At 68.1% G+C, this 20817-nt stretch carries 20 protein-coding genes and 7 pseudogenes; 16 read left to right on the plus strand and 11 right to left on the minus strand.

Going from position 1 to position 20817, the window contains the following annotated elements; translation table 11 throughout:
* Nucleotides 1-212 precede the first annotated feature (212 nt).
* Complete coding sequence (locus ABZ865_RS29020) at nt 213-512, minus strand: hypothetical protein (protein WP_361236584.1); 300 nt, start codon at nt 510-512, stop codon at nt 213-215.
* A gap of 240 nt (nt 513-752) precedes the next feature.
* On the opposite strand from ABZ865_RS29020, the pseudogene ABZ865_RS29025 reads away from it, so the two are divergent.
* Nucleotides 753-1872: pseudogene (locus ABZ865_RS29025) on the plus strand (IS630 family transposase).
* A 36-nt stretch (nt 1873-1908) separates the two neighbouring features.
* Here ABZ865_RS29025 and ABZ865_RS29030 read toward each other — a convergent pair.
* A complete protein-coding gene (locus tag ABZ865_RS29030; protein ID WP_361236587.1) occupies nt 1909-2406 on the minus strand; it encodes a GNAT family N-acetyltransferase in 498 nt (165 codons plus the stop codon).
* 402 nt (nt 2407-2808) lie between these two features.
* Here ABZ865_RS29030 and ABZ865_RS29035 point away from each other — a divergent pair, with 402 nt between their 5' ends.
* On the plus strand, nt 2809-3309 hold the full coding sequence (locus ABZ865_RS29035) for a hypothetical protein (RefSeq protein WP_361236590.1): 501 nt from the start codon (nt 2809-2811) through the stop codon (nt 3307-3309).
* Nucleotides 3310-3490: 181 nt separating this feature from the next.
* A complete protein-coding gene (locus ABZ865_RS29040; RefSeq protein WP_361236593.1) occupies nt 3491-4165 on the plus strand; it encodes a DUF4328 domain-containing protein in 675 nt (224 codons plus the stop codon).
* A 58-nt stretch (nt 4166-4223) separates the two neighbouring features.
* Here ABZ865_RS29040 and ABZ865_RS29045 read toward each other — a convergent pair whose 3' ends face one another.
* Nucleotides 4224-4607, minus strand: a complete 384-nt coding sequence (locus tag ABZ865_RS29045; RefSeq protein WP_361236596.1) for a DUF6221 family protein — start codon at nt 4605-4607, stop codon at nt 4224-4226.
* A gap of 121 nt (nt 4608-4728) precedes the next feature.
* Nucleotides 4729-4812: pseudogene (locus tag ABZ865_RS29050) on the minus strand (DUF664 domain-containing protein); the annotation flags it as partial.
* Between ABZ865_RS29050 and ABZ865_RS29055 the strand changes: the two are divergent.
* Nucleotides 4804-5043 (plus strand): annotated as a pseudogene (locus tag ABZ865_RS29055) (transposase); the annotation flags it as partial. The pseudogenes ABZ865_RS29050 and ABZ865_RS29055 sit on opposite strands and share 9 nt — an antisense overlap.
* Nucleotides 5044-5084: 41 nt before the next feature.
* A complete protein-coding gene (locus ABZ865_RS29060; protein ID WP_361236599.1) occupies nt 5085-5237 on the plus strand; it encodes a DUF4291 family protein in 153 nt (50 codons plus the stop codon).
* Between the two features lie 192 nt (nt 5238-5429).
* Here ABZ865_RS29060 and ABZ865_RS29065 read toward each other — a convergent pair whose 3' ends face one another.
* Nucleotides 5430-5897, minus strand: coding sequence for a hypothetical protein (locus tag ABZ865_RS29065; RefSeq protein ID WP_361236602.1), 468 nt, complete (start codon nt 5895-5897; stop codon nt 5430-5432).
* Nucleotides 5894-7615, minus strand: a complete 1722-nt coding sequence (locus ABZ865_RS29070) for a sialidase family protein (RefSeq protein WP_361236605.1) — start codon at nt 7613-7615, stop codon at nt 5894-5896. Before ABZ865_RS29070 ends, ABZ865_RS29065 begins: the two co-directional genes overlap by 4 nt.
* A 258-nt stretch (nt 7616-7873) precedes the next feature.
* Between ABZ865_RS29070 and ABZ865_RS29075 the strand changes: the two are divergent.
* The 4 genes and pseudogenes from ABZ865_RS29075 to ABZ865_RS29090 form a co-directional block, all read left to right on the plus strand.
* Nucleotides 7874-8192, plus strand: a pseudogene (locus ABZ865_RS29075) (DUF4291 family protein); the annotation flags it as partial.
* A 5-nt stretch (nt 8193-8197) separates the two neighbouring features.
* Nucleotides 8198-8404: pseudogene (locus ABZ865_RS29080) on the plus strand (alpha/beta hydrolase); the annotation flags it as partial.
* A gap of 169 nt (nt 8405-8573) precedes the next feature.
* On the plus strand, nt 8574-9011 hold the full coding sequence (locus ABZ865_RS29085; RefSeq protein WP_361237286.1) for a MarR family transcriptional regulator: 438 nt from the start codon (nt 8574-8576) through the stop codon (nt 9009-9011).
* Nucleotides 9012-9045: 34 nt separating this feature from the next.
* A complete protein-coding gene (locus tag ABZ865_RS29090) occupies nt 9046-9468 on the plus strand; it encodes a hypothetical protein (RefSeq protein ID WP_361236607.1) in 423 nt (140 codons plus the stop codon).
* 235 nt (nt 9469-9703) lie between these two features.
* Here ABZ865_RS29090 and ABZ865_RS29095 read toward each other — a convergent pair whose 3' ends face one another.
* The gene (locus tag ABZ865_RS29095) at nt 9704-10324 is read right to left on the minus strand and encodes an ABATE domain-containing protein (RefSeq protein WP_361236610.1); all 621 of its coding nucleotides are present in this window, start codon (nt 10322-10324) and stop codon (nt 9704-9706) included.
* 268 nt (nt 10325-10592) lie between these two features.
* Between ABZ865_RS29095 and ABZ865_RS29100 the strand changes: the two genes are divergently transcribed.
* From ABZ865_RS29100 to ABZ865_RS29115, 4 genes are all read left to right on the plus strand, one after another.
* Nucleotides 10593-11060, plus strand: coding sequence for a nuclear transport factor 2 family protein (locus tag ABZ865_RS29100; RefSeq protein WP_361236613.1), 468 nt, complete (start codon nt 10593-10595; stop codon nt 11058-11060).
* Between the two features lie 254 nt (nt 11061-11314).
* Nucleotides 11315-12691: a phosphatase PAP2 family protein gene (locus tag ABZ865_RS29105; protein ID WP_361236616.1), complete on the plus strand. Its 1377-nt coding sequence runs from the start codon at nt 11315-11317 to the stop codon at nt 12689-12691.
* 131 nt (nt 12692-12822) lie between these two features.
* Nucleotides 12823-13809, plus strand: a complete 987-nt coding sequence (locus ABZ865_RS29110; protein WP_361236619.1) for a CorA family divalent cation transporter — start codon at nt 12823-12825, stop codon at nt 13807-13809.
* Between the two features lie 144 nt (nt 13810-13953).
* Nucleotides 13954-14460 (plus strand): DinB family protein, encoded by a 507-nt coding sequence (locus ABZ865_RS29115; RefSeq protein ID WP_361236622.1) that lies wholly within the window; start codon nt 13954-13956, stop codon nt 14458-14460.
* 24 nt (nt 14461-14484) lie between these two features.
* Here the strand turns inward: ABZ865_RS29115 and ABZ865_RS29120 are convergent.
* Together ABZ865_RS29120 and ABZ865_RS29125 are read right to left on the minus strand one after the other, a co-directional pair.
* Nucleotides 14485-15331: pseudogene (locus ABZ865_RS29120) on the minus strand (IS5 family transposase).
* A gap of 83 nt (nt 15332-15414) precedes the next feature.
* The gene (locus ABZ865_RS29125) at nt 15415-16128 is read right to left on the minus strand and encodes a hypothetical protein (RefSeq protein WP_361236625.1); all 714 of its coding nucleotides are present in this window, start codon (nt 16126-16128) and stop codon (nt 15415-15417) included.
* A 74-nt stretch (nt 16129-16202) separates the two neighbouring features.
* Between ABZ865_RS29125 and ABZ865_RS29130 the strand changes: the two are divergent.
* A pseudogene (locus ABZ865_RS29130) lies at nt 16203-16669 on the plus strand (IS5 family transposase); the annotation flags it as partial.
* Nucleotides 16670-16737: 68 nt separating this feature from the next.
* Here ABZ865_RS29130 and ABZ865_RS29135 read toward each other — a convergent pair.
* Both ABZ865_RS29135 and ABZ865_RS29140 read right to left on the minus strand, forming a co-directional pair.
* A complete protein-coding gene (locus tag ABZ865_RS29135) occupies nt 16738-17481 on the minus strand; it encodes a class I SAM-dependent methyltransferase (RefSeq protein ID WP_361236627.1) in 744 nt (247 codons plus the stop codon).
* Nucleotides 17482-17681: 200 nt separating this feature from the next.
* Nucleotides 17682-19376 (minus strand): hypothetical protein, encoded by a 1695-nt coding sequence (locus ABZ865_RS29140; protein ID WP_361236630.1) that lies wholly within the window; start codon nt 19374-19376, stop codon nt 17682-17684.
* 208 nt (nt 19377-19584) lie between these two features.
* Between ABZ865_RS29140 and ABZ865_RS29145 the strand changes: the two genes are divergently transcribed.
* Together ABZ865_RS29145 and ABZ865_RS29150 are read left to right on the plus strand one after the other, a co-directional pair.
* A complete protein-coding gene (locus tag ABZ865_RS29145) occupies nt 19585-19905 on the plus strand; it encodes a hypothetical protein (RefSeq protein ID WP_361236633.1) in 321 nt (106 codons plus the stop codon).
* Nucleotides 19906-19926: 21 nt separating this feature from the next.
* Nucleotides 19927-20592 carry a nitroreductase gene (locus tag ABZ865_RS29150; RefSeq protein WP_361236636.1) on the plus strand — a complete coding sequence of 222 codons (666 nt, stop codon included), beginning with the start codon at nt 19927-19929 and terminating at the stop codon, nt 20590-20592.
* Nucleotides 20593-20817 lie beyond the last annotated feature (225 nt).

Genomic DNA, 20817 nt, shown 5'->3' on the forward strand with positions numbered 1-20817 from the left:
GGCTGTGCTGCTTCCCGGATCGATGTGCGAGGTCGGCCTGGATGAAAGGCTGTTGGGATCTCGCCAGGTCATAGTCCGGCTACGGGCCCGCCGGTACTTCTGTGACGGACAGCGGCTTCGCGATCTCCCACAGGCCGTCCGGAACTATCCAACTCCACGTACCCCGCCCCCATGAACGTACCAACGTCCGCCCCACCACGTAGGACATGGTCCTAGCGGGTCTGTGAGCTGCGGAGGCGTCTGACCTCTGCGAGGAGACGTGCGATGTCCTGCCGGGCGTGCGCGATGAAGTCCAGGTCGTGGTTGCCGGCGGGGGCAAGCCCTCGGTCAGTGGCTCGGGAGACGTACATGTCGGGCTCGCCGTCGTCGAGTCCTCCGATCCGGATGAAGTTGTCGCCGCCCAGGTGGTCCCTGCCTTCGACGAAGGACTGCCAGGGCCCTGGACTGGCCAGCGTGGAGCGCCTTTCCATCGCGTCGAGCTCGTCGTCGCTGAGGGGATCGGTGTCGCTCATGCTGTCTCCTGGCTCGGGCGTTGCACCATGATGCCGTGTTCGAGGCGGGCTTGGGCCCGAAGCAGGGCGAGGAGGTGAGGTGCATTCACGGCTCGCCACCGCTGTTGGCGGACTCTACGAGCTTGAAGACCGACGCGAGGGCATTCGCTACGCCTAGCGCTCTGACCGGGAAGGTTCGCCGGGTTGGCGGTTGGAACGGTTGGATGGGCGATGACGTCCGTCCCGACCGCTGGAGGTGTGGTGGCTGAGCCTGTGAAGGTGCGCCGACTGACCGATCAGGAGGGGCAGAAGCTGCAGCAGATCGTGCGCCGGGGAAGTACAAGCTCGGTGCGCTATCGGCGGGCGATGATGCTGCTCGCGTCGGCCGGCGGGAACCGTGTTCCGGTGATTGCCCAGCTGGTCCAGGCCGACGAGGACACGGTGCGGGACGTGATCCACCGGTTCAACGAGATCGGCCTGGCCTGTCTGGACCCTCGATGGGCGGGAGGCCGTCCCCGCATGCTCAGCCCTGACGACGAGGACTTCGTCGTCCAGACGGCCACCACCCGCCCCACCAAGCTCGGCCAGCCCTTCACCCGCTGGTCGGTCCGCAAACTCGCCGCCTACCTGCGCCGCGTGCACGGACGCGTCATCCGTATCGGCCGTGAAGCCTTACGGTGCCTGCTGTTGCGCTGCGGCGTCACCTTCCAGCGCACCAAGACATGGAAGGAGTGGCCCGACCCCGAGCGCGACGCCAAGCTCGACCGCATCGATCACGTGCTGGAGCACTTCCCGGACCGGGTCTTCGCCTTCGACGAGTTCGGGCCCCTGGGGATCAGGCCGACCACAGGCTCCTGCTGGGCGAGGCAGGGCAAGCCCGACCGTCTGCCGGCGACCTACCGCCGCACGCACGGCGTGACCTACTTCCACGGCTGCTACTCCGTCGGCGACGACCGGCTGTGGGGCGTCAACCACCGCCGCAAGGACACCGCAACACGCCGGCCGCGCTGAAGTCGATCCGCGCCGCCCGGCCCGACGGCGCCCCGATCTACATCATTTTGGACAACCTCTCCGCCCACACCGGCGCGGACATCCGCCGCTGGGCGAAGAAGAACAAGGTCGAGCTGTGCTTCACCCCGACCTACGCTTCCTGGGTCAACCCGACCGAGGCGCACTTCGGCCCGCTGCGGCAGTTCACCCTGGCCAACTCCAACCATCCGAATCACACGGTGCAGACCCGGGCGCTGCACGCCTACCTGCGCTGGCGCAAGGCCAACGCCCGCCACCCCGACATACTCGCCGCACAACGCCGGGCACGCGCTCGCGTCCGCAGCGAGAAGGGCATTCGCTGGTCGGACGCCCCCTCGCCGCCGCAGCCTGATCAAGTGAGGGATCCCGCCGCGCCCGGATGTGGAGATCAGACGGCGGCCAGGCTCTTCGCCATGACCCGCTCCCTGCCCACGCCATCGGGCAGAAGATCGCCGGGCTCACCCGTGTCCGCGAAACCGTGCCGCTCATAGAGCGCGGTCGCCTTGCGGTTGTCCGGCATGACGGACAACCGCAGCGTCGTGGCACCGCGCTCCGCCGCCCACCGCTCGACCGCCTGGATCAGGTAGTCACCCACGCCCTTGCCTCGAGCCGTGGGATTGACCCACATCGAGATCAGCTCCACGTTCTCTGCTCCCTCGCCCGGCACTCCGCTGGCCATGCCCACTGGGAGGCCGTCGAGGAGCGCGATGAGATCGTGCGCGCCAGGAATCGACAGACGGGCACGCCAGCGTTCCTCTCGGTCGCCGGAGCCCTGCCACTGGGCCAGCGTCGATCCGAACGCGTAGGGCGCGTCAGCAAGCGCGGCCAGTCGCAACTCCCGCCAAAGGGGCCAGTCGTCTGCTTCCAAGGTGCGTAGTTCAAGCATGATCCAGACCCTGCCCGCTCGACCGGGCGGGCAGCAAGTTGATTACAACCACGCAAACGAGGTCGTTCAGCCCTGCGACCAGTCGGAACCGGGGGAGCGGTGGTGCCTCACGTACCCGCAGACCACGAGACCTCGGTGAACCTATCCGGTCACGGCACTAGCATGGGCGTGCCTCCGGGTCCGTTCCGGCTGCCGCTGTCGAACTGATGTGGGCCTTGGAATGTCAGAGGCCTTCCGAGAGCCGTGCCCGGGGCTGAGCAAGCAGTCTTGGCGAGGTTCTGACCCGCGGCCTGTTGACCCGGTGTTCCGCACGGCGTTGGATCTTCCCAGTCCGTGCGGGTGTTCGGGCAGGGGAGGGCTGGGACGATGACTGGGGGCGCCGGACCCGGGCTGGTACGGGTGGTGTACTTCGAGCAGACGTTCGCGCTGATGATGGGCGTGGGCGCGGTGCTGTCCGAAGGATTGCTGCTGGCTGTGATCGGTACGGCTCACCGGTTGGAGACCCTGCTTGTGGGAACAGTTGCGGTCATCCTGGTGTGTCTGGTGCTGCTGCTGTTCGGTTTCCGTCTTCCCGCCCGGCTTCGCCGTAGGTACGAGCATGCCGCGCAGATGGACAGCCTCGACGCACCGCACGCCGACGAGGACCCGGCGCGGCGACAGTTCCTCCGGCGCGCGGCAGGATTCGTCGGCGCGGCAGCCTGCTGGATGATGGTGATCGGTTTGATGTTTCATGAGGTGATGCCCCCCGTCATGCTGGTGCCGGTGGCCATGAGCCATTGGGCGCGGTCCCGGGCCACCGCCGACTGGGAGCAGGCGAACGGGGCAGCCCTGTGGCAAGGCGTACCCGGACTGCTGGGTAATCGAGGACCGGTATTCCGTGTGCCGGCGGACTACGGGAAGTGAAGCCACGGCCTCTTCCTCTTCGTCCCGAGACAACTTGGGCGGCGGGGCCTCTGCGCGACGGCTCCACCGCGGGTGCGTGGAACTGGCTGCATGCGGGGTCGTGACTTCCGCCCGTCTCTCTGGCTAGGATCCGCTGCGACCTGCGGAAAGTCCGTACAGGCGGGCCTGCCGGAGGTGCGGCATGAAGGGAAAGAAGGCGTTGCCGGCCGGGCTCGCCCGATGGACGTGCGGCATGCTCGCCTGTTTCATGGTGATGACGGTGGCCACCGAGGTGGCGGGCTGGCGCAAGTATCGGGTGCTGCTGGCACTACCGCTGAAACGGTTGGACGACGGCGGGGAGCTGGCCAGGGCCGACATGTGGTTCGGGAACCTGACCGGGTGGTTGCAGGCGACGTTCCTCGCAACCATGCTGCTGTTCATCCTCTGGCTCGACAGCATGCGGTCGCTTGCGGACAACGTATGGCCCCAGGGACAGCGCCGACACCGTGCCTGGGTGCTTTTCGGCTGGCTGGTTCCGTTGGCGCAACTGTTCATTCCGAAGATGTTCGTCAACGACCTGTGGGCTGCGGCCCAGCCGGCGGCGCAGCGACGTCGCGGCAACGCCCTGCTTACCGCGTGGTGGCTCACCGTACTCGCCGCAGGCAGGTGGGCCACGCTCGACTACTCGCCACTGAAAGGCGCCGCAACAGCGGAAAAGGCCCGACAAGCGCTGCGACAAGTGACGCTCAGCGGTGGCCTGCACATCGGAGCCGCCGCGTTGACCGTCGCGGTCGTCTGGCGGCTGAGCGGCATGCTGCGCAGCGCAGTTGTCGAGAGGCAGCGAGGCCTGGCGGATGTGAACGCGCCCGCGCAATGACGCCGCTGCTGGTCGGTTCCTCGCACTCACCAGTCAGCCCACAGAGAAGCACCGTTCGTCAGTTACGCCACTCTTCGCGGTAGTCGGCGTGGTTGGCATAAACCGACGCAAGCAGGCGGAGAGCGGTACGAAGTCCCTCGCGGTACGCCGATGGCCCTTCCGTCCCCAGTGCGCCTTCGTAGGCGTCGACGATCGCCCGCTGGGCTTCAACCTCAGCGACCACTCGCCCGGGGTCGAACCGCGCAATGTGATCCGCCGGGCCAAGGAAAACATCCGCGATCTCGGCACCGTTGTCCAGGACGACGACCGTCCGTTCAGCCCTCCACTCCCCGCTGCCCAGCATGGCATCACGGGCATGGTTCCAGTCGTCCTGAAGCCTGGCACGGAGGAAGGCCGACACGTCCGGGGCCGGCGTCGCGTCCGAAAAGTTGTCCCGATCCATCAGTGGATGCTCGCCGCGACTTTCCGGGGCCGTCCAGGGCTACGCCGGAGACCGACGGCACCCCGGTACGGGACACCTCCAGCGACGGGTGGCCAGGCGCGGCTCCGGCGGTGAGGTCGCGCTATTCGCCAGTGGCGCCGTCGATGGCTTCGCGGAGGAGGTCCGCGTGGCCGACGTGGCGGGCATACTCCACGACCACCTCCGTCGGTGGCTCCGCCAGCGTGGTGTCCTCCACGGCATCGCCCGCAAGGGCCTGGAGCCATCGCATCGGCTCGGCCGCCACCGGTGGGTCGTCGAGCGGACCGTGTCTTGGTTCGCCGGCTGCCGTCGATTCCACCGCCGCTACGAACGCAAGGCCGAGCAATTCCTCGCCTTCGTCGGCATCGCCGCCACCCTCATCTGCTGTCGCAGGCTCGGCGACCTCGCACCGCGGTAATTCGATGGCGCGTACGGAACAGTGTGCCCACCCTGGTCCCCGTGGCAGAACCCAAATACCGGATTCGAGCCCTGCACACGGACTCCACGGGCACTGTCTACCAGGCGTACGCCCCGGAGATAGGCCTGCCGGCGGCCGGGGAAGGCCATTTCCCGGCGGTGTGGCAGCGGGACAGGATGACATGGGTCATCTGATCGTTGGTCCGGGGTTGCCGTCTCACCGTCCTTTGACAGGGCGGCCAGTCGGGCTCTCGGTGCACCTGTTCACCAGCGGTCTTCCATTCCGAGGGGCCACCCTCAGGCCGAGTCGTACGCGGTGCCGCTCGCCACGAAAGGTGGCCACTCGCGGTTCCACCGGCCGGGGAAGAGGCCCCGGCCGGGCCGAGTTCAGGAGACCGCAGACGTCAGGTACGTCAGGTAAACCCCTCCCTGGCAGTCGGGCATCTTCCGCAGGGTCCAGCGGCCCCGGACGGTCGTGGAGGAGAAGTTCGACTCGGCGTCGTCGTTCTCGACCTCACCGTCCTTCAGGGCGTATCCGGCCTTGGGGAGCTGCTTCTGCAGAAAGGCCAGGGTGGCGTCGAAGCCGCTCCGTACGACCGCGGCGACGATCAGCCGGCCACCGGTGCGGTGCTCCACCGAGGTCACGACCGCGCCCTCGGGCACCGGCAGATCCGCCGGGAAGTCCTTGGGAAGCGGCAGTGAGGCGGCGGTGGGGCAGCCGCCCGGCGCGGAGGCGGCCGTGTACGGCGTCGCACGCAAGGGCCCGGCGTTCCGGGTTGCGGGCGAGCATCCGGTGACGGCCGCCAGACCGAGGACGGCGCCGACCAGCACGGCAGTCGGGGCGAACGGCTTCACCTAGCGGCCCCCTTGGACTTCTTGTGCTTGCCGGCGACCACGGCGTCGTACGCGCCATACAGCGTGTTGCCGGAGGACTGGCGGGCGATGGAGGCCAGCGCGTCGTAGTTCTGCGCGCCACCGGTGGCGCAGGTGCCGGTGCAGCCGTCGGCGTAGGCGACGAGCACGCGGCCCTGGGCGTCGAGGGTGACGTCGATGAAGTCCAGGAGGTTGCGGTCCTGGCCGCAGGTGGTGCCGCCCGTGCAGATGGACCCCTTCTGTACCGGGTCGGTGGGGGTGGCGTCGACAGTGACCCAGGACTGGCCGCCGTCGTAGGTGGTGGCCACGTACAGGTGCCAGACGCCCTTGAAGTTGGCCGTGTCCTGGTAGTTGCCCCCGGTTGTGGTGCCCAGGAAGGCGAAGGCGGCGCGGTTGTCGTCGCCCGCCGTCACGGCCGGGAAGACGATGTTCTTGATGCCGAGGGACGCGCCGACGTTCTGGTCGTACAGCCACGTCCTGCCCTTGTCGTGGCTGACGGCGATCCGCGCGGTGCCGTCGCTGTTCTGGTAGCCCATGTACACAGTCCCGCCGGCGCCGATTCCGACGCTCGGGTCGGAGTCACCGGGGGTGCTGGACGGGTTCTTGCGGACGGTCCACGTCAGCCCGTTGTCCTCGGAGACGGCCACGGCCTGGTTGCCGCCGCAGCCCTTGTTGGGCACGTACACCGTGCCGTCCGGTGCGACCTTCACATGTCCGTGCAGGCCGCCACAGTCCAGCAGCGAATACATAGGAACGGCGGGCCCGTACGTCAGACCGCCGTCCCGGCTGACCGCGCAGTTAGCGTCGGCAATGTCCTGGGAGCAGTAGTAGACGGCGTTCGGGTACGACGTGACGGCGCCCGGCCCGCCCGTGGTGAAGGGGCCGCCACCGATGGTCTGATGGTCCACCCCGGAGTTGATGCCCGAGCCGCCTGTCGGCGTCCACGTCTCGCCGTCGTCGTCGGTGTAGCAGGTCAGGGCGGTCTTGCCGGCGAGCTGCGACTCGAAGGTGCGGTGGGTCGCCGGGTCGGTGAACAGGATCGGGTCGAGGCTAGTGGTGCTGCCCTGGGGACAGCCGTTGGCCGCGTTGGCGCTCTTGTCCTGCCAGGTGGCGGCGCCGGCGCCGTCGTAGGTGACCTTGAGCGTCGAGGTGTACGCCTGGAACATCGCAGCACCGGTCGCGCGGTCGATGCCGATCGAGGGTTCGCCGGCGTTGTGCGCGTCCTTGATGCCGTCGGGCGCCGAGGAGTTCGTGTACGTCGGAGGGGTCGCCGTACTCGGCGGCGGATCGGCCGGGTTGGTGACCAGGCTCGCGGTGCCGGTGAAGCTGTCGCCGAGCGGGGCGTACGGCACCACGCGCACGGTGTACGACGCCGTCACCGCCGGAAGCAGCACGGTCTCCGGGTCGCTGGAGGACGCGGAGGCGGCCACCTCGCGGCCGTCCGCGTCGAGGACGTACAGGTCGAAGTCGGCGGCGGAGTCCGGCCACTTGACGTCGACGCGCAGGCTGTGTCCGGTGTCGTAGCCCACGGGCACCGACACCTTCAGGGCGTAGTCGTCGCAGGGTTGCGCATTCCCGCAGCTCACCGTCCCGGTAGTGCCGGAGACGTTCGGGACGGCGAAGGGACCGGCGCTCCACGTGGTCGTGGGCGCAGTGTCGCTGACCGATCCGGAGGACGGGGTGGCGGCGTCGGCCGGCACACTCGGCAGGGTTCCGGCGATGAGTGCCAGCAACCCGACGGCGAGACGCCCCTGCGACCGCGGGTGGCGGTGAAGACGGAGTGTCGAGAGGAGAGCCACAGATACCTCGTGGGTTCGCGAGTCGGACCAGGGTTGGCGGTGCGTAGCGGTACAGGTGGTGCCTTCGACTGCTCTACGAGGGGGCATGCGGCGTCCGTCGCGAGAAACCGAACTCTTTTCGAAACGGGCCGGACAGTGCGCACGGGGTACACCGGAAACCGCTGCGGGTGGGGCACCAAAGAAGGACAGGAGACCGTCCTCGCCGTCGAGATCTCCCGTGACGGCTTCGAGTGGGCAATGGGACCCCGAACGCGACCTGCACCTTCAGGCGCTTGCCCACCGGTCGCTCCAGCTCGGCCTCGTCGGCGAAGCCGCGCGCCTCTACGCCGATGAGTGGACCGTCTCCATCACCGACGTCACATCGCTCGCCCACACGATCCACGCGCATGCACGAGACCGAGACCTGGACGCCGCACGGCAACTCCTGCCCCGTGAACGTCCCTACCCCGTGAGCGATGGGGTCCTGGCTCATCTACGCAGAGCACCGTCCCGATCGAGTTCGACATGCAGTGGGACGACGAGCACATCCCGCGCGAGTCCGCTCTGGCGCTGTTCGACGCCTTCGCCTCGAAGGAGGAGACCCTGCACGCCAACGCAGGCAAGCACAAGGAACTGCCCAGGTTCGAGGCCGACAGCGCGGTCCGCTTCTTCGCCCGGCACCTCGGCCCAGCAGCCACTGCGTCGGCCTGACGTGCGCGGTCGCGGCGCCTTGCCTGCCAGCCGGGGCGCCGCTACCGCGGCCCTGGATGGAAACCGCATCCAGATGACTGTTCCGCGTAGTAGTTGGAGTTGGAGCCCACTTGCATACGCACCCTTGTGTTGCCTTGACAACAGTTGTCGCGTCATTCAATGTGGAGGAGTGACAGCTTCCATCAGCGGTTTGCGTGATCATCTCGGCTACTGGCTCCGTCGGCTCTCCGACGAAGTCCACGGCCGGTTCGAACGAGAGCTCGCCGAGCACGGGGTGACCGTCTCCCAGTGGGCGGTTCTCATCACCGTGCACCGTGGCGATGCCGTCACCACCCGGGAGGTGGCCCGGTATCTGGACATCGATGCCGGCGCGGTCTCCCGCCTGGTCGACCGTCTGGCCGCCAAGGGGCTGATGACCCGCGAACCGGATCCTGCCTCCCGCCGCACTCTGCGGCTGGCGCTCACCGACACCGGCCGCGATCTGGTTCCGCGACTGGCCGAGATCGCTGATCGGAACGACGCCCACTTCTTCGCCGGCCTCGACCCGGTCCAGCGGCACCAGCTGGAGGAGTGGATCCGCCGCCTGGTGGGCGAAGCCCACCCGTAACCCCCACACCGGCCACCTCTTGAAAGGCGCCACTGTGAGTACCACCCCCGCCCCCACCGCGCGCTCGGTCACGAAGACCGTCACCATCGAGCGTCCCGTCGCCGACGTCTTCGCCTTTCTCGCCGACGCGGCCAACTGGCCAGCCTGGGCGATCGTCAACGTCAAGGCGATCGAGCCCTCCGACGAGCCGGACTGGTGGCTGATGACCACCCCGCGCGGCTCGGCCCGACTCCGTATCCGCGGCAACGCCGAACTCGGCACCCTCGACCACGACTACGTCGAGGACCAGGCGTCGTGGCACGTACCCGCCCGGGTCGTCGCCAACGGCACCGGTACCGAATTCATGATCACTTTCTTCCAGCCGCCGGCCTTCACCGACGCCTTCTTCGACGATCAGGTCGCCCTGGTCGACACCGAGCTCACGACCCTCAAGCGCATCCTGGAAACCGGCGCGTGAACCCACCTACTCCCTGCTCGCCGAGGCGGCGCCGACCGTCTCTATGAGCGAGCTCGCAGCGAGGCGGGCACCGCCTGGGCCGACCGACGTCGCCGGGGCGCGGCTCTATCCCGACAATCCAGGTACCGGCCGGCGGTGGGTGAGGGTGGTGCACCAGCAGGACACGGGGTGTCGCTGCAGGGCCTGTGCGTCGGTGCTCGTCCCGGTCGGCGCGGTGGGGCGGCCTGTGTGACTGTCAGGCCGTGATGCGGCGGTGGCGCTGGTAGTGGCGGGCGGAGCGGGCGCGGTTGCCGCAGCCCGCGGAGCACCACTCCCTGCGGGGGTGGTTCTTGATGAAGTACAGGACGCATCCCGGTGCCAGGCAGGACCGCAGCTGGTGCCGGGTGTCCTGGCTGAAGAGCGTGATGGATTCCTCGGCGATGGCGGAGACGGCGGCGGATGCCGTCTGCCCGCTGGTACGAGCGTGGCGTGTGGGTGCCTGGCCGGGCGTCCAGGAGAGCGCCGACCAGTGCGGAGTGTCACTGGCGGCCTGGTTGAGCACGGTCACGGCTGCCTCGAGCTCGCGGGTCTCGGACGCGGCTGCCGGGCGCGGGTCCTCGGTGGCCTCCGCGGCGAGGCGGCGCAGTGCGTCACGCAGGCCGATCAGCCGGGCGCCGAGGCGGTCGAGGTCGGACGTGGTGAGCGCGTCGAGGTCGCCCGGGGTCATCAGGTCCATTCGGGGAGAGACGGCGTGCAGCCAGGCCCGGGTGCATTCGGTGTCGCGCAGAGCGTCGTGCACGCCGTCCCGGTCGGCCCAGATGGTGTTCATCAGCTCCACGGGGAGCGGCTCGCCCAGGAGGGGTGCGTTCGTGTCCATGTTGCCGAGGCTACAGCGCTTCTAATGGTTACAGCTGGGCCCATCCGTTGACACGGGCTGCGGCGCATGTGATCGTATTTCTAACGGTTACTGGCGCAGGTAAGCGTCAGACTCGGTGGGTGTCGGTAGGTGAAGGGGTGCTGCTCGCATGGCCGGTTTCGCCCCCGGCCGGCCCGCCACCGCGACCGGCAAGGCCGCCCCGACAACCCGCCGCTGACCCCTGACCGCTGACCGACCACCCCGCCACACAGCGAAGGAGCGCCCCGCCATGACCGATGCCCGCCCGCCCTTCCCTCCGTTCGACCTCGACAGCGCCCTGGCCAAGGTGCAGGCCGCCGAAGACGCCTGGAACACCCGCGACCCGCATCGCGTCGCCCTCGCCTATACCGAGGACTCCGCCTGGCGCAACCGCGACGTCTTCCTGACCGGCCGCGACAAGATCATCGAGTTCCTCACCGCCAAGTGGGAACGCGAGCTCGACTACGTCCTGCGCAAGAGCCTGTGGGGCTTCCGCGGAAACCGCATGGCTGTCCGCTTCCAGTACGAGTGGCACAACACGGAAGGCCGGTGGTTCCGCTCCTACGGCAACGAGCTGTGGGAGTTCGCCGACAACGGCCTGATGCGCCGCCGCGAGGCCAGTATCAACGACGTGCCCATCGACGAAGCGGACCGCCGCTACTTCGGCCCCCGCCCCGAGAGCGAGCGGGGCCCCGGGCACGACATCCCCCTTGCCTGAAACGACAGCACCGTCGAGCGTCCGAGGCTTTGACGGCGGTTCGCATGCTGTCGGGCCGTTGGACTGTCGGACTGTCAGGTCGAGATCGGTCGGTCTTCGTGCGATCCGTGGCCGAAGAAATTCACTTGCGCCCCTCCGATAGCATGATCGGACTCACGACGGGCGCCCTCAGTTCCGGCCTTTCACCGGAAAGCAGTGCAGTCCGGGATGAGGAGTGACCTGTTCCATCAACATCTGACAAATCGGCCTGACAATTGATATCTAGAGCATCGCGGGTGTTTTCGCGAATCAACTACAGAATCGTGTTCGCCGCGTGGCGTCAGCCGCGGGCGGTGCTGTGGACCGCGGCGGGTGTGGTGGTCCTGGGATTCCTCATCGCGATGGAGATCGCCGCGCGCCGATACGGTCTTTCGGGGCCGATGACCAATCAGGTGCGGGAGGTGATTTTCCCTCCTAAGTCGGGTTTTCTGTTGTACGCCGGAATGGCGTTGATGATGGTGGTATTGACCTGGCGGCAGCGATTTGTCGCCTTCGGTATCGCGATCGGCATCGACGCCGTCATCCTGCTGGTGCGGTGGGCGGTCGGCGCCAGCATGACCGACGGACACCCCTTCGGTAACGGCGCGTTGTGGGTGGTGTTGGGATACGGGGTCATCGCCGTCACGCGCCGCACCGGCCCGGACCGTGTCCTGCTGCTGAAGGGTGTCGGGCTGGCCCTGCTGCTGGTGGCCGGCCGCAAGACGGGCGACACCTGGCTCGTCATCACGTCGAAGGCCCGCCCCATGGCGCTCGACCCGTATGTGGCCATGGCCGATCACGCGCTGGGCAACCCGTCGTGGCTGGTGGGCCGAATGGTCAAAGCCACCGGTTCGATCGGCGCAGTCGGTCTCGAGGTCGTCTACGGCCAGCTCGCGGTGGCCGCGGTCGTCGTCGCGCTGTACCAGCTGCGCAACGTGGCGGCCGAGGGCCGCTTCCCGAGCCATCATCTGGTGCGCACCTTTTTGGTGATCGGCCTCCTCGGGCCGGCCGTCTACATGCTCTTCCCCGTGGTCGGACCGGTCTTCGCCTACGGCCCCGGCGCCTCCGGCACCGGCGGCGTGCAGTGGGCGGTGGCCAACCTGTGGCCCGACACGCCGCCGCCTGTCACCACCCCGCACCCGGTGCTCTACGACGGGCTCACCCCCCGCAACTGCATGCCCAGCCTGCACACAGCGTGGGCCACCACGATTTTCGTTCATTCCCGCACGGGCCCACGGCTGCTGCGATACGCGGGCACGTTCTGGCTTGTCGCCACGCTCACCGCCACGCTGGGATTCGGCTACCACTACGGCGTGGATCTCGTTGCCGGCGTGGTGTTCTCGCTCACGATCGAGGCGGCGCTGCGCTCGAACGAACGGGGCTGGGACCGGTCACGAATTCAGCTGGTCACCTACGGCACAGCGGTCTTCGCCGCGCTCCTGATGGCCTACCGCTTTCTGCCGATTCACATGGCCGAACATCCGTGGGTGTTCGGACCACTGCTGATTCTGGCCATGGGTTCGGTGGTCTACGGCTACGTACGGACCACCCAACGGTGGGAACCCACGACCGTACCCGTGCGGCAACCGGAACCGCAGCCCGAACCCGTGTGAGTCCTGTCGCGTCATCCGTCATCCGTCATCCGTTCGGGCCGCCCCGCGCCGCACACGAGTGCCTGCGCATGCGGGGACGCCGAAGCGCGCGGACGCTGGATCCGCGGGCTTCGGGACGAATGGCGAGGGCGATGATCGTAACGGTGGTGTCGATGCCGGAGGTGGCCATCACCCGAACGGATGTGGCGGAGGCACGTGACCGGCTGGCCAATGACCGCTTCGTGATCGTCGACGTCGAACTGCCGGCGGAGGGGCCCGCGGAGGGGCCGGCGGGAGCGCCCTCGGTCGCCGATCAGCTGGGCCTGGACGCCGACGGCCTGGACTGGTTCGGCAGAGCGGATGAGCCCCCTCGGGCCGAGTACCTGGGGGACAGGGCCGCTCTGGTCGTGCCCGTCGTCCACGAGGAGGAGATCGCCCACCTTCACGTAGTGGTGACCGAGCGTTTCCTGGCCACCGCACACCGGGGCCAGGCCGGACTGGCGAAGACCCTCGCCGATGCGGTGTTGCACGAGCGGCCCCCCGACACCGTGGCCGTGCTGTTCCTTCTGCTCGGAGAAGCTCTGGGCACCTTCCGCCGGGCCGCCGTGCAGGCCCTGCTGGAGACCGAGGAGGTGGAGGACAGCATGTTCGAGGGACGGCGCCCCGAGCAGGTCTACCGTCTGGCGCAGCTACGACGCAGCTCCGCCCGCCTGCACCACTTCCTGAGGCCTTTCCTGGAAGTGACCGACGAGGTCCTCACCCGGCGGATGATGAGTCCCACCTTCCCGGAGGAGCGGCAACGGCTCGCCCGGGAGTTCCAGACCAGCGGAAGACTCGTGCTCGCGGACATCGAATCCCTCCAGGAGGCCACGCGCCGGGCGTTCGCCAGCTACTCCTCGCTCGTCGCCGGCGAACAGAACGGCGTGATCAACCGGCTGGCCATCGTTTCGGTGATCTTTCTGCCGCTGTCGTTCCTGACCGGGTTCTTCGGCATGAACTTCACGTTCCTGACGGACAAGCTGGAGAGCCGGGACGAGTTCTGGCTGCTCGCCGTCGGCTTGCAGGTGCTCGTCCTGTTCGTCTCCCTCTACGTGCTCCACCGCACCCGGATCTGGCGCAGGCTGCGCGAGGACGACTAGGGCCTGTCCGACGGATCATGCCGGGCCGGCCCGTCGGCGCTGAATCGCTGTAGCGACCTGCTGGACAAGGGGCTGGGTGGAGCAGGTTGGGTCCGTCGATAAATACCTCGACATCGGTCGCGGTGATCGGGGACGCTTCGCGCGATGACCAGAATCGACGACACCCCTCGCGCGTGGGACGAGCGCACCCAGCTCACCACGTTTCTCGACTACGCACGTGACACCGCCCGCGCCAAGTGCGATGGCGTCTCTGCGGAGAACGCACGCAAGGCGCTCCTGCCGGGCTCACCGCTTATGACCATGAGTGGAGTGATCAACCACCTCCGCTGGGTCGAGTACTACTGGTTCCAAGTGGTCTTCCTCGGCGAGGAAGACCGGGGCCCCTGGACCGAGGAGGACCCCGACCGCGAGATGCGTATCGCCGTCGACTTCCCGCTCACGCAGTTGCTTGACGAATACGCTGAACAGAGCGCCCGCTACCGTGAACTGGTCGCGGGGAACGGCCTGGACAAGCATGCGCAGCGAGCCGTCCGCAACGGCCTCCACGTCGACCTGCGCTGGATCCTCCTCCACCTCACCGAGGAGACGGCCCGCCACAACGGTCACCTGGACATCCTGCGCGAGATGCTCGACGGCACGACCGGCGGCTAGATCCGGCGGAGATCACGGCCGGAGTCAGAGTCGGATTGAGGCGACGGTGACGGTGCCGTGGAAGATGTAGCCGCGCTTGTCGAATCTCGTGGCCACGGCCCGGGAGTTCTTCAGTGCGTTGATTGTCCGCTCGACTTCGTTCCTTCGCTTGTAGATCGTCTTGTCGAAGCCTGCGGGCCGGCCGCCCTTGCTGCCGCGGCGTTGGCGGTTGGCCCGCTGGTTCTTTGGTTCGGGGATGGTGTGCTTGATCTGGCGTCGTCGCAGGTAGCGGCGATTGCGGCGGGAGGAGTACGCCTTGTCGCCGCCGAGATGGTCGGGCCGCGTGCGCGGGTGTCCGCCACCGGGGCGGCCGACACGGATGCGTTCCATGACCGGGATGAGCTGCGGAGCGTCGCCCCATTGGCCCGGAGTGATCAGCAGGGCCAGGGGGCGGCGTCCACCCTCACCGGCGAGGTGGATCTTGCAGGTCAGGCCGCCCCGGGAGCGTCCGAGTCCCTCGTCGGGGCGGTGCTGCCGGGGCGTGCGTCTTTTCCCGGCACTCGTGGCGGTTTCCTATGAGCGCCGGCGGCGTGCTGATGGGCCCGGCAGGAGGTCGAATCGACGCTCACCATCGACCAGTCGATCCGGCCTTCCGCGTCGGCGTCGGCCAGGACGGCCGCGAAGACCCCCTCCCAGGTGCCGTCCGCCGACCAACGTCTGTGCCGTTCGTACACCGTCTTCCAAGGACCGAAACGCGCAGGTAGATCCCGCCATGGCACCCCAGTACGATGATCCTGCGGTGACCGGCCCAACGGCCTCCCCGCTTCCCGGACGTCGGCAGATGCGGCTTCAGCCGGGCCCACTCGTCATGCGTTAAGTCTCCCCGCCCCATGCTCATGCCAACGACCCGAAGCCGCGACGGTCACATGATCCGCCGGACGGACCCTAGGGCCCGTCTTCAAACGGTGGCGCGGTTCACCTGTTGAGGCTTGCCTGGCGCAGGACGCGAGGTGTGGACACGTGGCCATCTCGAAGAACCGAGGCTTCTACAAGCACGGCGACGTCGGCGGTCAGGGAACGACTGGCGCCGTTCTCGGCCAACCAGCGGGCTGCGGCCACGGTGCCATAGGTTGACCAACCGCCGATCAGCACGACGCGAGTCTTCGGGTTGAGGGGGTTCGCAGCTCGGACGATGTAGCCGCAGTCACGTACCACCTCGCCGTCCGCGGCATCGCCTGTGTAGGCCGTCCCCTCCCAGGTGATCGCTCCTGCGCCCAGCCGGAACGGCAACGCCTCCGTCATGGCATCCAGGATGCGGCGGGCTACCTCGTTGTTCTTCGGTCCGCCCAATACGAGCAGGTCGTGCTCCATCTCGCTGCCCGGCAAGTGCGCCGACAGGCGGACCTTCTCCAAATCGAGGTCCCGGTAGGCGTGGGTGAGAGAGGGGACGAGCACGGACAGCGCCCGGACCTGTCCCAGACCGGCTACGGGTCGCTGGTAGCGGCCGGTGTCGACGTAGGAAGTGTCCAGAACGATGGAGAGTTCGCCTGCGTTCAGGTAGCGCCACGTGCGACGTGCGGGCAGCCGCTTGACCACGAACCAGCGCACCAGGGTGCCGATCCCGGTGAGCACGGCGGCCACCCCTGCACTGAGAATCTGCGAGCCCACAGCCCCCGCAATAACATTCATGGCGATCTCCCCCTCCGCGCGCCCAGACCTAGCGTTCGCGGGTTGCCTGGGTCGCTCCTATTGGATCATGGGCCGTGCATCGACATGAACTCACCGACCAGGAGTGGGAATTACTCACGCCGCTGATACCCCGGGCTGGAGCCGGCCGTCCTCGAGTAGACGACCGGCGGATCCTCAACGGCATGGTGTTCAAGATCTGTAGGGGATCGCCTGGCGGGATCTACCCGAACGCTACGGTCCCTGGAAGACCGTCTACACACGCTTCCGGCGGTACGCCCTACGAGGCGTGTTCACCCGCGTCCTACAGCAGCTCCAGACCCGGGCGGATGCGGCCGGGAACATCGACTGGCTGGTACAGATCGACTCCACCATTGTCCGCGCGCACCAGCACGCCGCCGCCACGGGCCGAACGGCCGCTCAGCCACAGCAGGAAGAACGGGACGATCACGCCCTCGGTCGGTCTCGCGGGGGACTGACCACCAAGATCCATCTGGCCTGCGACGGTCGCGGCCGCCCCCTGGCCGTGCTGCTCAGCCCCGGTCAGCGCAATGACAGCCCGTGCGCTCGCCCCTTGCTGGAACGAATCCGCGTACCGCGAGCGCCGTCCGGTCAGGCACGGCAGCGCAGCATCTCCAGCGGTGGGTGCGCGAGGAGGTCCGCCCAGAAGTCCGCGCCGAACTCACGGACGCCGGCTTCGGACACCTGCAGCGGAACCCACTCCACCGCACTGAACCCGGCCGCCCGCAGGCACTTCTCGTAGACCTCGCGGCGCGGGGCTGTGGTGACGATGCTGATCGGCTGCAGGGCGAGGAGAGCCGTGACCCGCACCCGCGGACCCGTGTCGGCTTCCTCGCCGGTCGGCTCACAGCGGAACCCGTACGTGTCCAGGGACGGACAGTCGAACCCGTAGTCGGGCTTCTGGGCGAGCACGAAGAACTCTCCGCCCGGCACCAGGCTCCGGTGGATGTTGCGGCACATCCGCTCCATGTCCGCGATGTCCTCGGCGTAGTTGAGGCACTGCACTCCCACCGCGATGTCGAAGCGCCGGTCGAGAGGCCGCAGTTCGGCCACGTCACCGACCTCGTACCGCACCCCCAGCGGGTCACGCTGCTCGCTCTCCCGCGCGGCGGCAACCATCTCGACGGAGATGTCGACACCGAGCACGTCCGCGGCGCCCCGCCGCTTGAACTCCCTGCTGTAGAAACCGGTGCCGCACGCCAGGTCCAGAATCGACTTGCCGCTCACGTCCCCGACCATGCCCAGGAAGCTCGGAACCTCCCCGTAACGCGTCAGCGGCAGGGACTTGAACCCCTCGAATGCCTCGCCGATCTCGTCGTACTGCTGCACACTCACGTGCCGCCCCCTTCTGTGCCTCGTCCAGTACGTGACCGCGCCGGCCCTCCGGATGCAGAGGGTCGCCGGGGCGCGGTCGCGGCACGAAGTCTCTCCCGATCTTGTCCGGCCGCCGTACTGGCAGATGGCACAAAGAAGTTGGCCGTGTGACCTCCTATCGGCCAACATCACCCGGTCACACACTGCCGGCTGCGGCCCGCTCACTGCTCACCCGTGCAGCAGCCGTTCCCGGCGGCGGAACCCGCGGCGGTTTCCAGACGGCAGAAGCAGGACGCCTCGATCGGCACGTCCGCCGTCGCCGCGGCGAACTTCAGCTGCTGGGCCACGATCCGCGCCTCCCCCTCCTTGCCGAGCCGCACGAGGCATTCGTGGAGGCCGTGCAGGGACCAGACGTTGCCCGGGTGCTGCAGTGGCCGCGGCAGCGTGTCGTCGAGTCCCAGGTCGGCGCGGTAGACGGCCTCGGCTTCCGCGACCAGGCCCTGTTCGAGAAGCAGCGCGCCGTATGCGTGCCGGGTGGGCTGCATCCACCCCCACGGCTCGTCGTAGGGAAGGCCGTCGTCCAGTTCGATCGACCGGCGCAGCGCCGCGAACGCCGTTTCGTACTTCCCCCTGCGGTACTCCAGCTCTCCGTCCAGCATCTGCGCGGCGATCGCCAGGATGTCCGTACAGGTGTTGTTGAACAGCATCCGTGTCTCCGGGACCCGGGCGGCGGCCTCGCGGAAGAGCTCACGTTCCGTGTCGGCCTCGGCGATTCTGCCCGTGGCGGAGAGCGCGACCCCGCGCGCGTAGCGCAGCATGGCCGTGGTCACGCAGTACAGCTGTGCGTCGGCGGGCATCGGAAGGCTCAGGATGTCGTTCCAGCGGCCGAAGCGGATGAGCACGTGCACCCGCATCGCGAGGAAGCCCTCCAGCCAGTCCGCCATGGGTGGGCTGTCCACGCGCAACAGTTCCTCGGGCACGGCCGCTTCGAGCCGGCCCGCCGTGTCGATCGCGTCCTGGAAGCGACCGAGGAACATCGCGCCGTAGATCTTGAAGTGGAGGTTGTGACACCGGTACAGGGTGTAGAAGTTCATCGCCCCGGCCCTGGCGTGGAACTTCTCGTCGGCTGCGATCGCGGCCGTGTTGTCGTCGATCACACGGCGGTAGTCGCCGCACAGCACTTCCAGATGGGACGGCATGTGCTGGAGATGCCCCGCGTCCGGCACCAGACCGCGCAGCCGGTCACCCACCGACAGGGCGGCCTCGGGGGTCGGGGACATCTCCATCAGGTGGATGTACATGTGAAGCAGGCCCGGGTGCCGTGCACCCGCCTCCGTCGCCATCGCCCGCTCGAGCACCGCCTTCGCCTCGGTGGTGCGCGCGCCCGGGGCCGGCCTGCCGGTGCGGATGTCCCACAGCTGCCAAGGCGTGAGGTTCATCAGGGCATCGGCGTACAGGGTGGCCACGTCGAGGTCGTCGGGCGCCAGCCGGTGGACCGCGTGCATGCTGTCGGCGTAGGCGGCGTTCCACACGGAACAGTCCTCGGCGTCCGGAGCCTGGGCCCGCGGATAGCGGGCCTGCAACGCATCGATGAGCGCCTGCTCGATGGGGGTGGCGCGGGCGGCCTTCGCGAGCGCGCGCTGTACGGCGGCGTGCGCACGTTCCACGGTCCGCCCCAGGTCCTGCTCGTCGAAGGACTCCCAGGGCTTGTTGTAGTTGGGGCCGAGTGCGTAGGCCAGGCCCCAGTCCGCCATGGCGCAGTCGGGATCCGCCGCGGCGGCGGCCTCGAAGCAGCGGACGGCCTCCTCGTGATTGAAGGCGTACGTCCAGTTCAGCCCGCGGTCGAACCACGTCTGCGCCTCGGCGGACGAAGTCGTCACGCACCGGCCGTGGCTGCCGAGGTCGTAGTAGTGCACACGAGCTCCTCAAGACCGACGGCCAACCGTCCCGGTTACTGGGATGGCATGACGGTGGCCGGTGCGACGACCCTAGCGACGGCGGGCGGAGATACCGCCCATTCGCGCAGGAAAACACCCGGACGCGGCGTCCCGGGCCTCGGAGCAATGGATTGTCCCGCGAACAATCTCTGGTGTGCCGGCTCACGGCTCCAGCTACCCTCCGTTCATGGAGCAGGACCATCCCCTCGTCCGCGATGTCTTCCCGGATCTCGTCGCAGAGCTGATCACTCTCCTGGAGGACGAAGGAGAACGTGAACTGGCCAGCTGCGCCTGGGACCTTCGCCTGGTCGAAGAGTGCCGCTGCGGCGACGAGTTCTGCCAGAGCTTCCAGACCACACCGCATCCGCAGGGCCAGCCGTACGGTCCCGGCCACCGGTGCGTGCCGCTCTTGTCCTCACGAGGCATGCTGTGCCTGGACGTCGTGGATGGCCGGATCATGTACGTCGAAGTCCTCGATCGGCCACCCTTGTTCCGCCTGAGTCGTTGAGTGATGAGAGGACGATAGGGCGTGGATGTGTACGAAGCCGTGGACAGTCGCCGGGCTGTACGGGCGTTCAGCGATGAGCCGGTGTCCAAGGAGATCCTCGAACGAGTGCTGACCGCGGCGACGCGGGCTCCGTCGAGCGGGAACCTCCAGCCGTGGCATGTGTATGTCGTCACCGGCGAGCCCTTGGCCGAACTGAAGCGGCGGGCAACAGCCCGGGCCCTGGCGGGCGACCCGGGTGACGAGCGGGAGTATCCGATGTACCCGGCCGAGCTGACCTCGCCGTATCTGGACCGCTTTTCCGCCGCGGCCGCCCAGCGTTACAAGGCGCTGGGCATCGAGCGCGACGACCCCGACAGGCCCAAGAAGATCGCTGCCTTGAACTCGGAGGCGTTCGGGGCGCCGGTCGTCCTGTTCTGCTACCTCGACCGGGCGATGGGGCCCGGACAGTGGGGGGACGCGGGGATGTACCTGCAGACGGTCATGCTGCTGCTCAGGGCGGAGGGGCTGCACAGCTGCCCCCAGGTGATGTGGACGATGTATCGCAAGACCGTCAGCCGGACAGTCGGAGCCGATGACGGGCTCGTACTCTTCTGCGGTGTTGCGGTGGGATACGCGAAGGCAGGCACGCCGCGGCTGCGTACCGGGCGGGCGGACCTGACGGAAACAGTGAGCTTCATCGGAGTGTGACCGCCAGGCGGTCAAGATCCGCAACAGGCCGAGTTGGTAGACGCGAACGCGCCGGCGGGAGCAACCGGCCACCTGAGGCGCTCAGCTCCACCGGGCCCGGCACCGATCGCGGTGCCGGGCCTGCGACGTCGTACGGGGCGTTCACCTGCCGTTCACCGCACAACCATCGGCCGTTGCCGTGTGTCTCACAGTCGAATCTCACCCGCCGGCGCTCGCGCTTCGACA

The organism is Streptomyces sp. NPDC047085, from assembly GCF_040643735.1.
Classification (GTDB): domain Bacteria; phylum Actinomycetota; class Actinomycetes; order Streptomycetales; family Streptomycetaceae; genus Streptomyces.

Bases quoted from the DNA above. Each gene is read 5' to 3' on its own strand.
- ABZ865_RS29145 (WP_361236633.1), top strand. From the start codon at position 19,585: ATGGAGCAGGACCATCCCCTCGTCCGCGATGTCTTCCCGGATCTCGTC.
- ABZ865_RS29045 (WP_361236596.1), bottom strand. From the start codon at position 4,607: ATGGATCGGGACAACTTTTCGGACGCGACGCCGGCCCCGGACGTGTCG.
- ABZ865_RS29020 (WP_361236584.1), bottom strand. From the start codon at position 512: ATGAGCGACACCGATCCCCTCAGCGACGACGAGCTCGACGCGATGGAA.
- ABZ865_RS29125 (WP_361236625.1), bottom strand. From the start codon at position 16,128: ATGAATGTTATTGCGGGGGCTGTGGGCTCGCAGATTCTCAGTGCAGGG.
- ABZ865_RS29110 (WP_361236619.1), top strand. From the start codon at position 12,823: ATGATCGTAACGGTGGTGTCGATGCCGGAGGTGGCCATCACCCGAACG.
- ABZ865_RS29100 (WP_361236613.1), top strand. From the start codon at position 10,593: ATGACCGATGCCCGCCCGCCCTTCCCTCCGTTCGACCTCGACAGCGCC.
- ABZ865_RS29030 (WP_361236587.1), bottom strand. From the start codon at position 2,406: ATGCTTGAACTACGCACCTTGGAAGCAGACGACTGGCCCCTTTGGCGG.
- ABZ865_RS29040 (WP_361236593.1), top strand. From the start codon at position 3,491: ATGAAGGGAAAGAAGGCGTTGCCGGCCGGGCTCGCCCGATGGACGTGC.
- ABZ865_RS29095 (WP_361236610.1), bottom strand. From the start codon at position 10,324: ATGGACACGAACGCACCCCTCCTGGGCGAGCCGCTCCCCGTGGAGCTG.
- ABZ865_RS29115 (WP_361236622.1), top strand. From the start codon at position 13,954: ATGACCAGAATCGACGACACCCCTCGCGCGTGGGACGAGCGCACCCAG.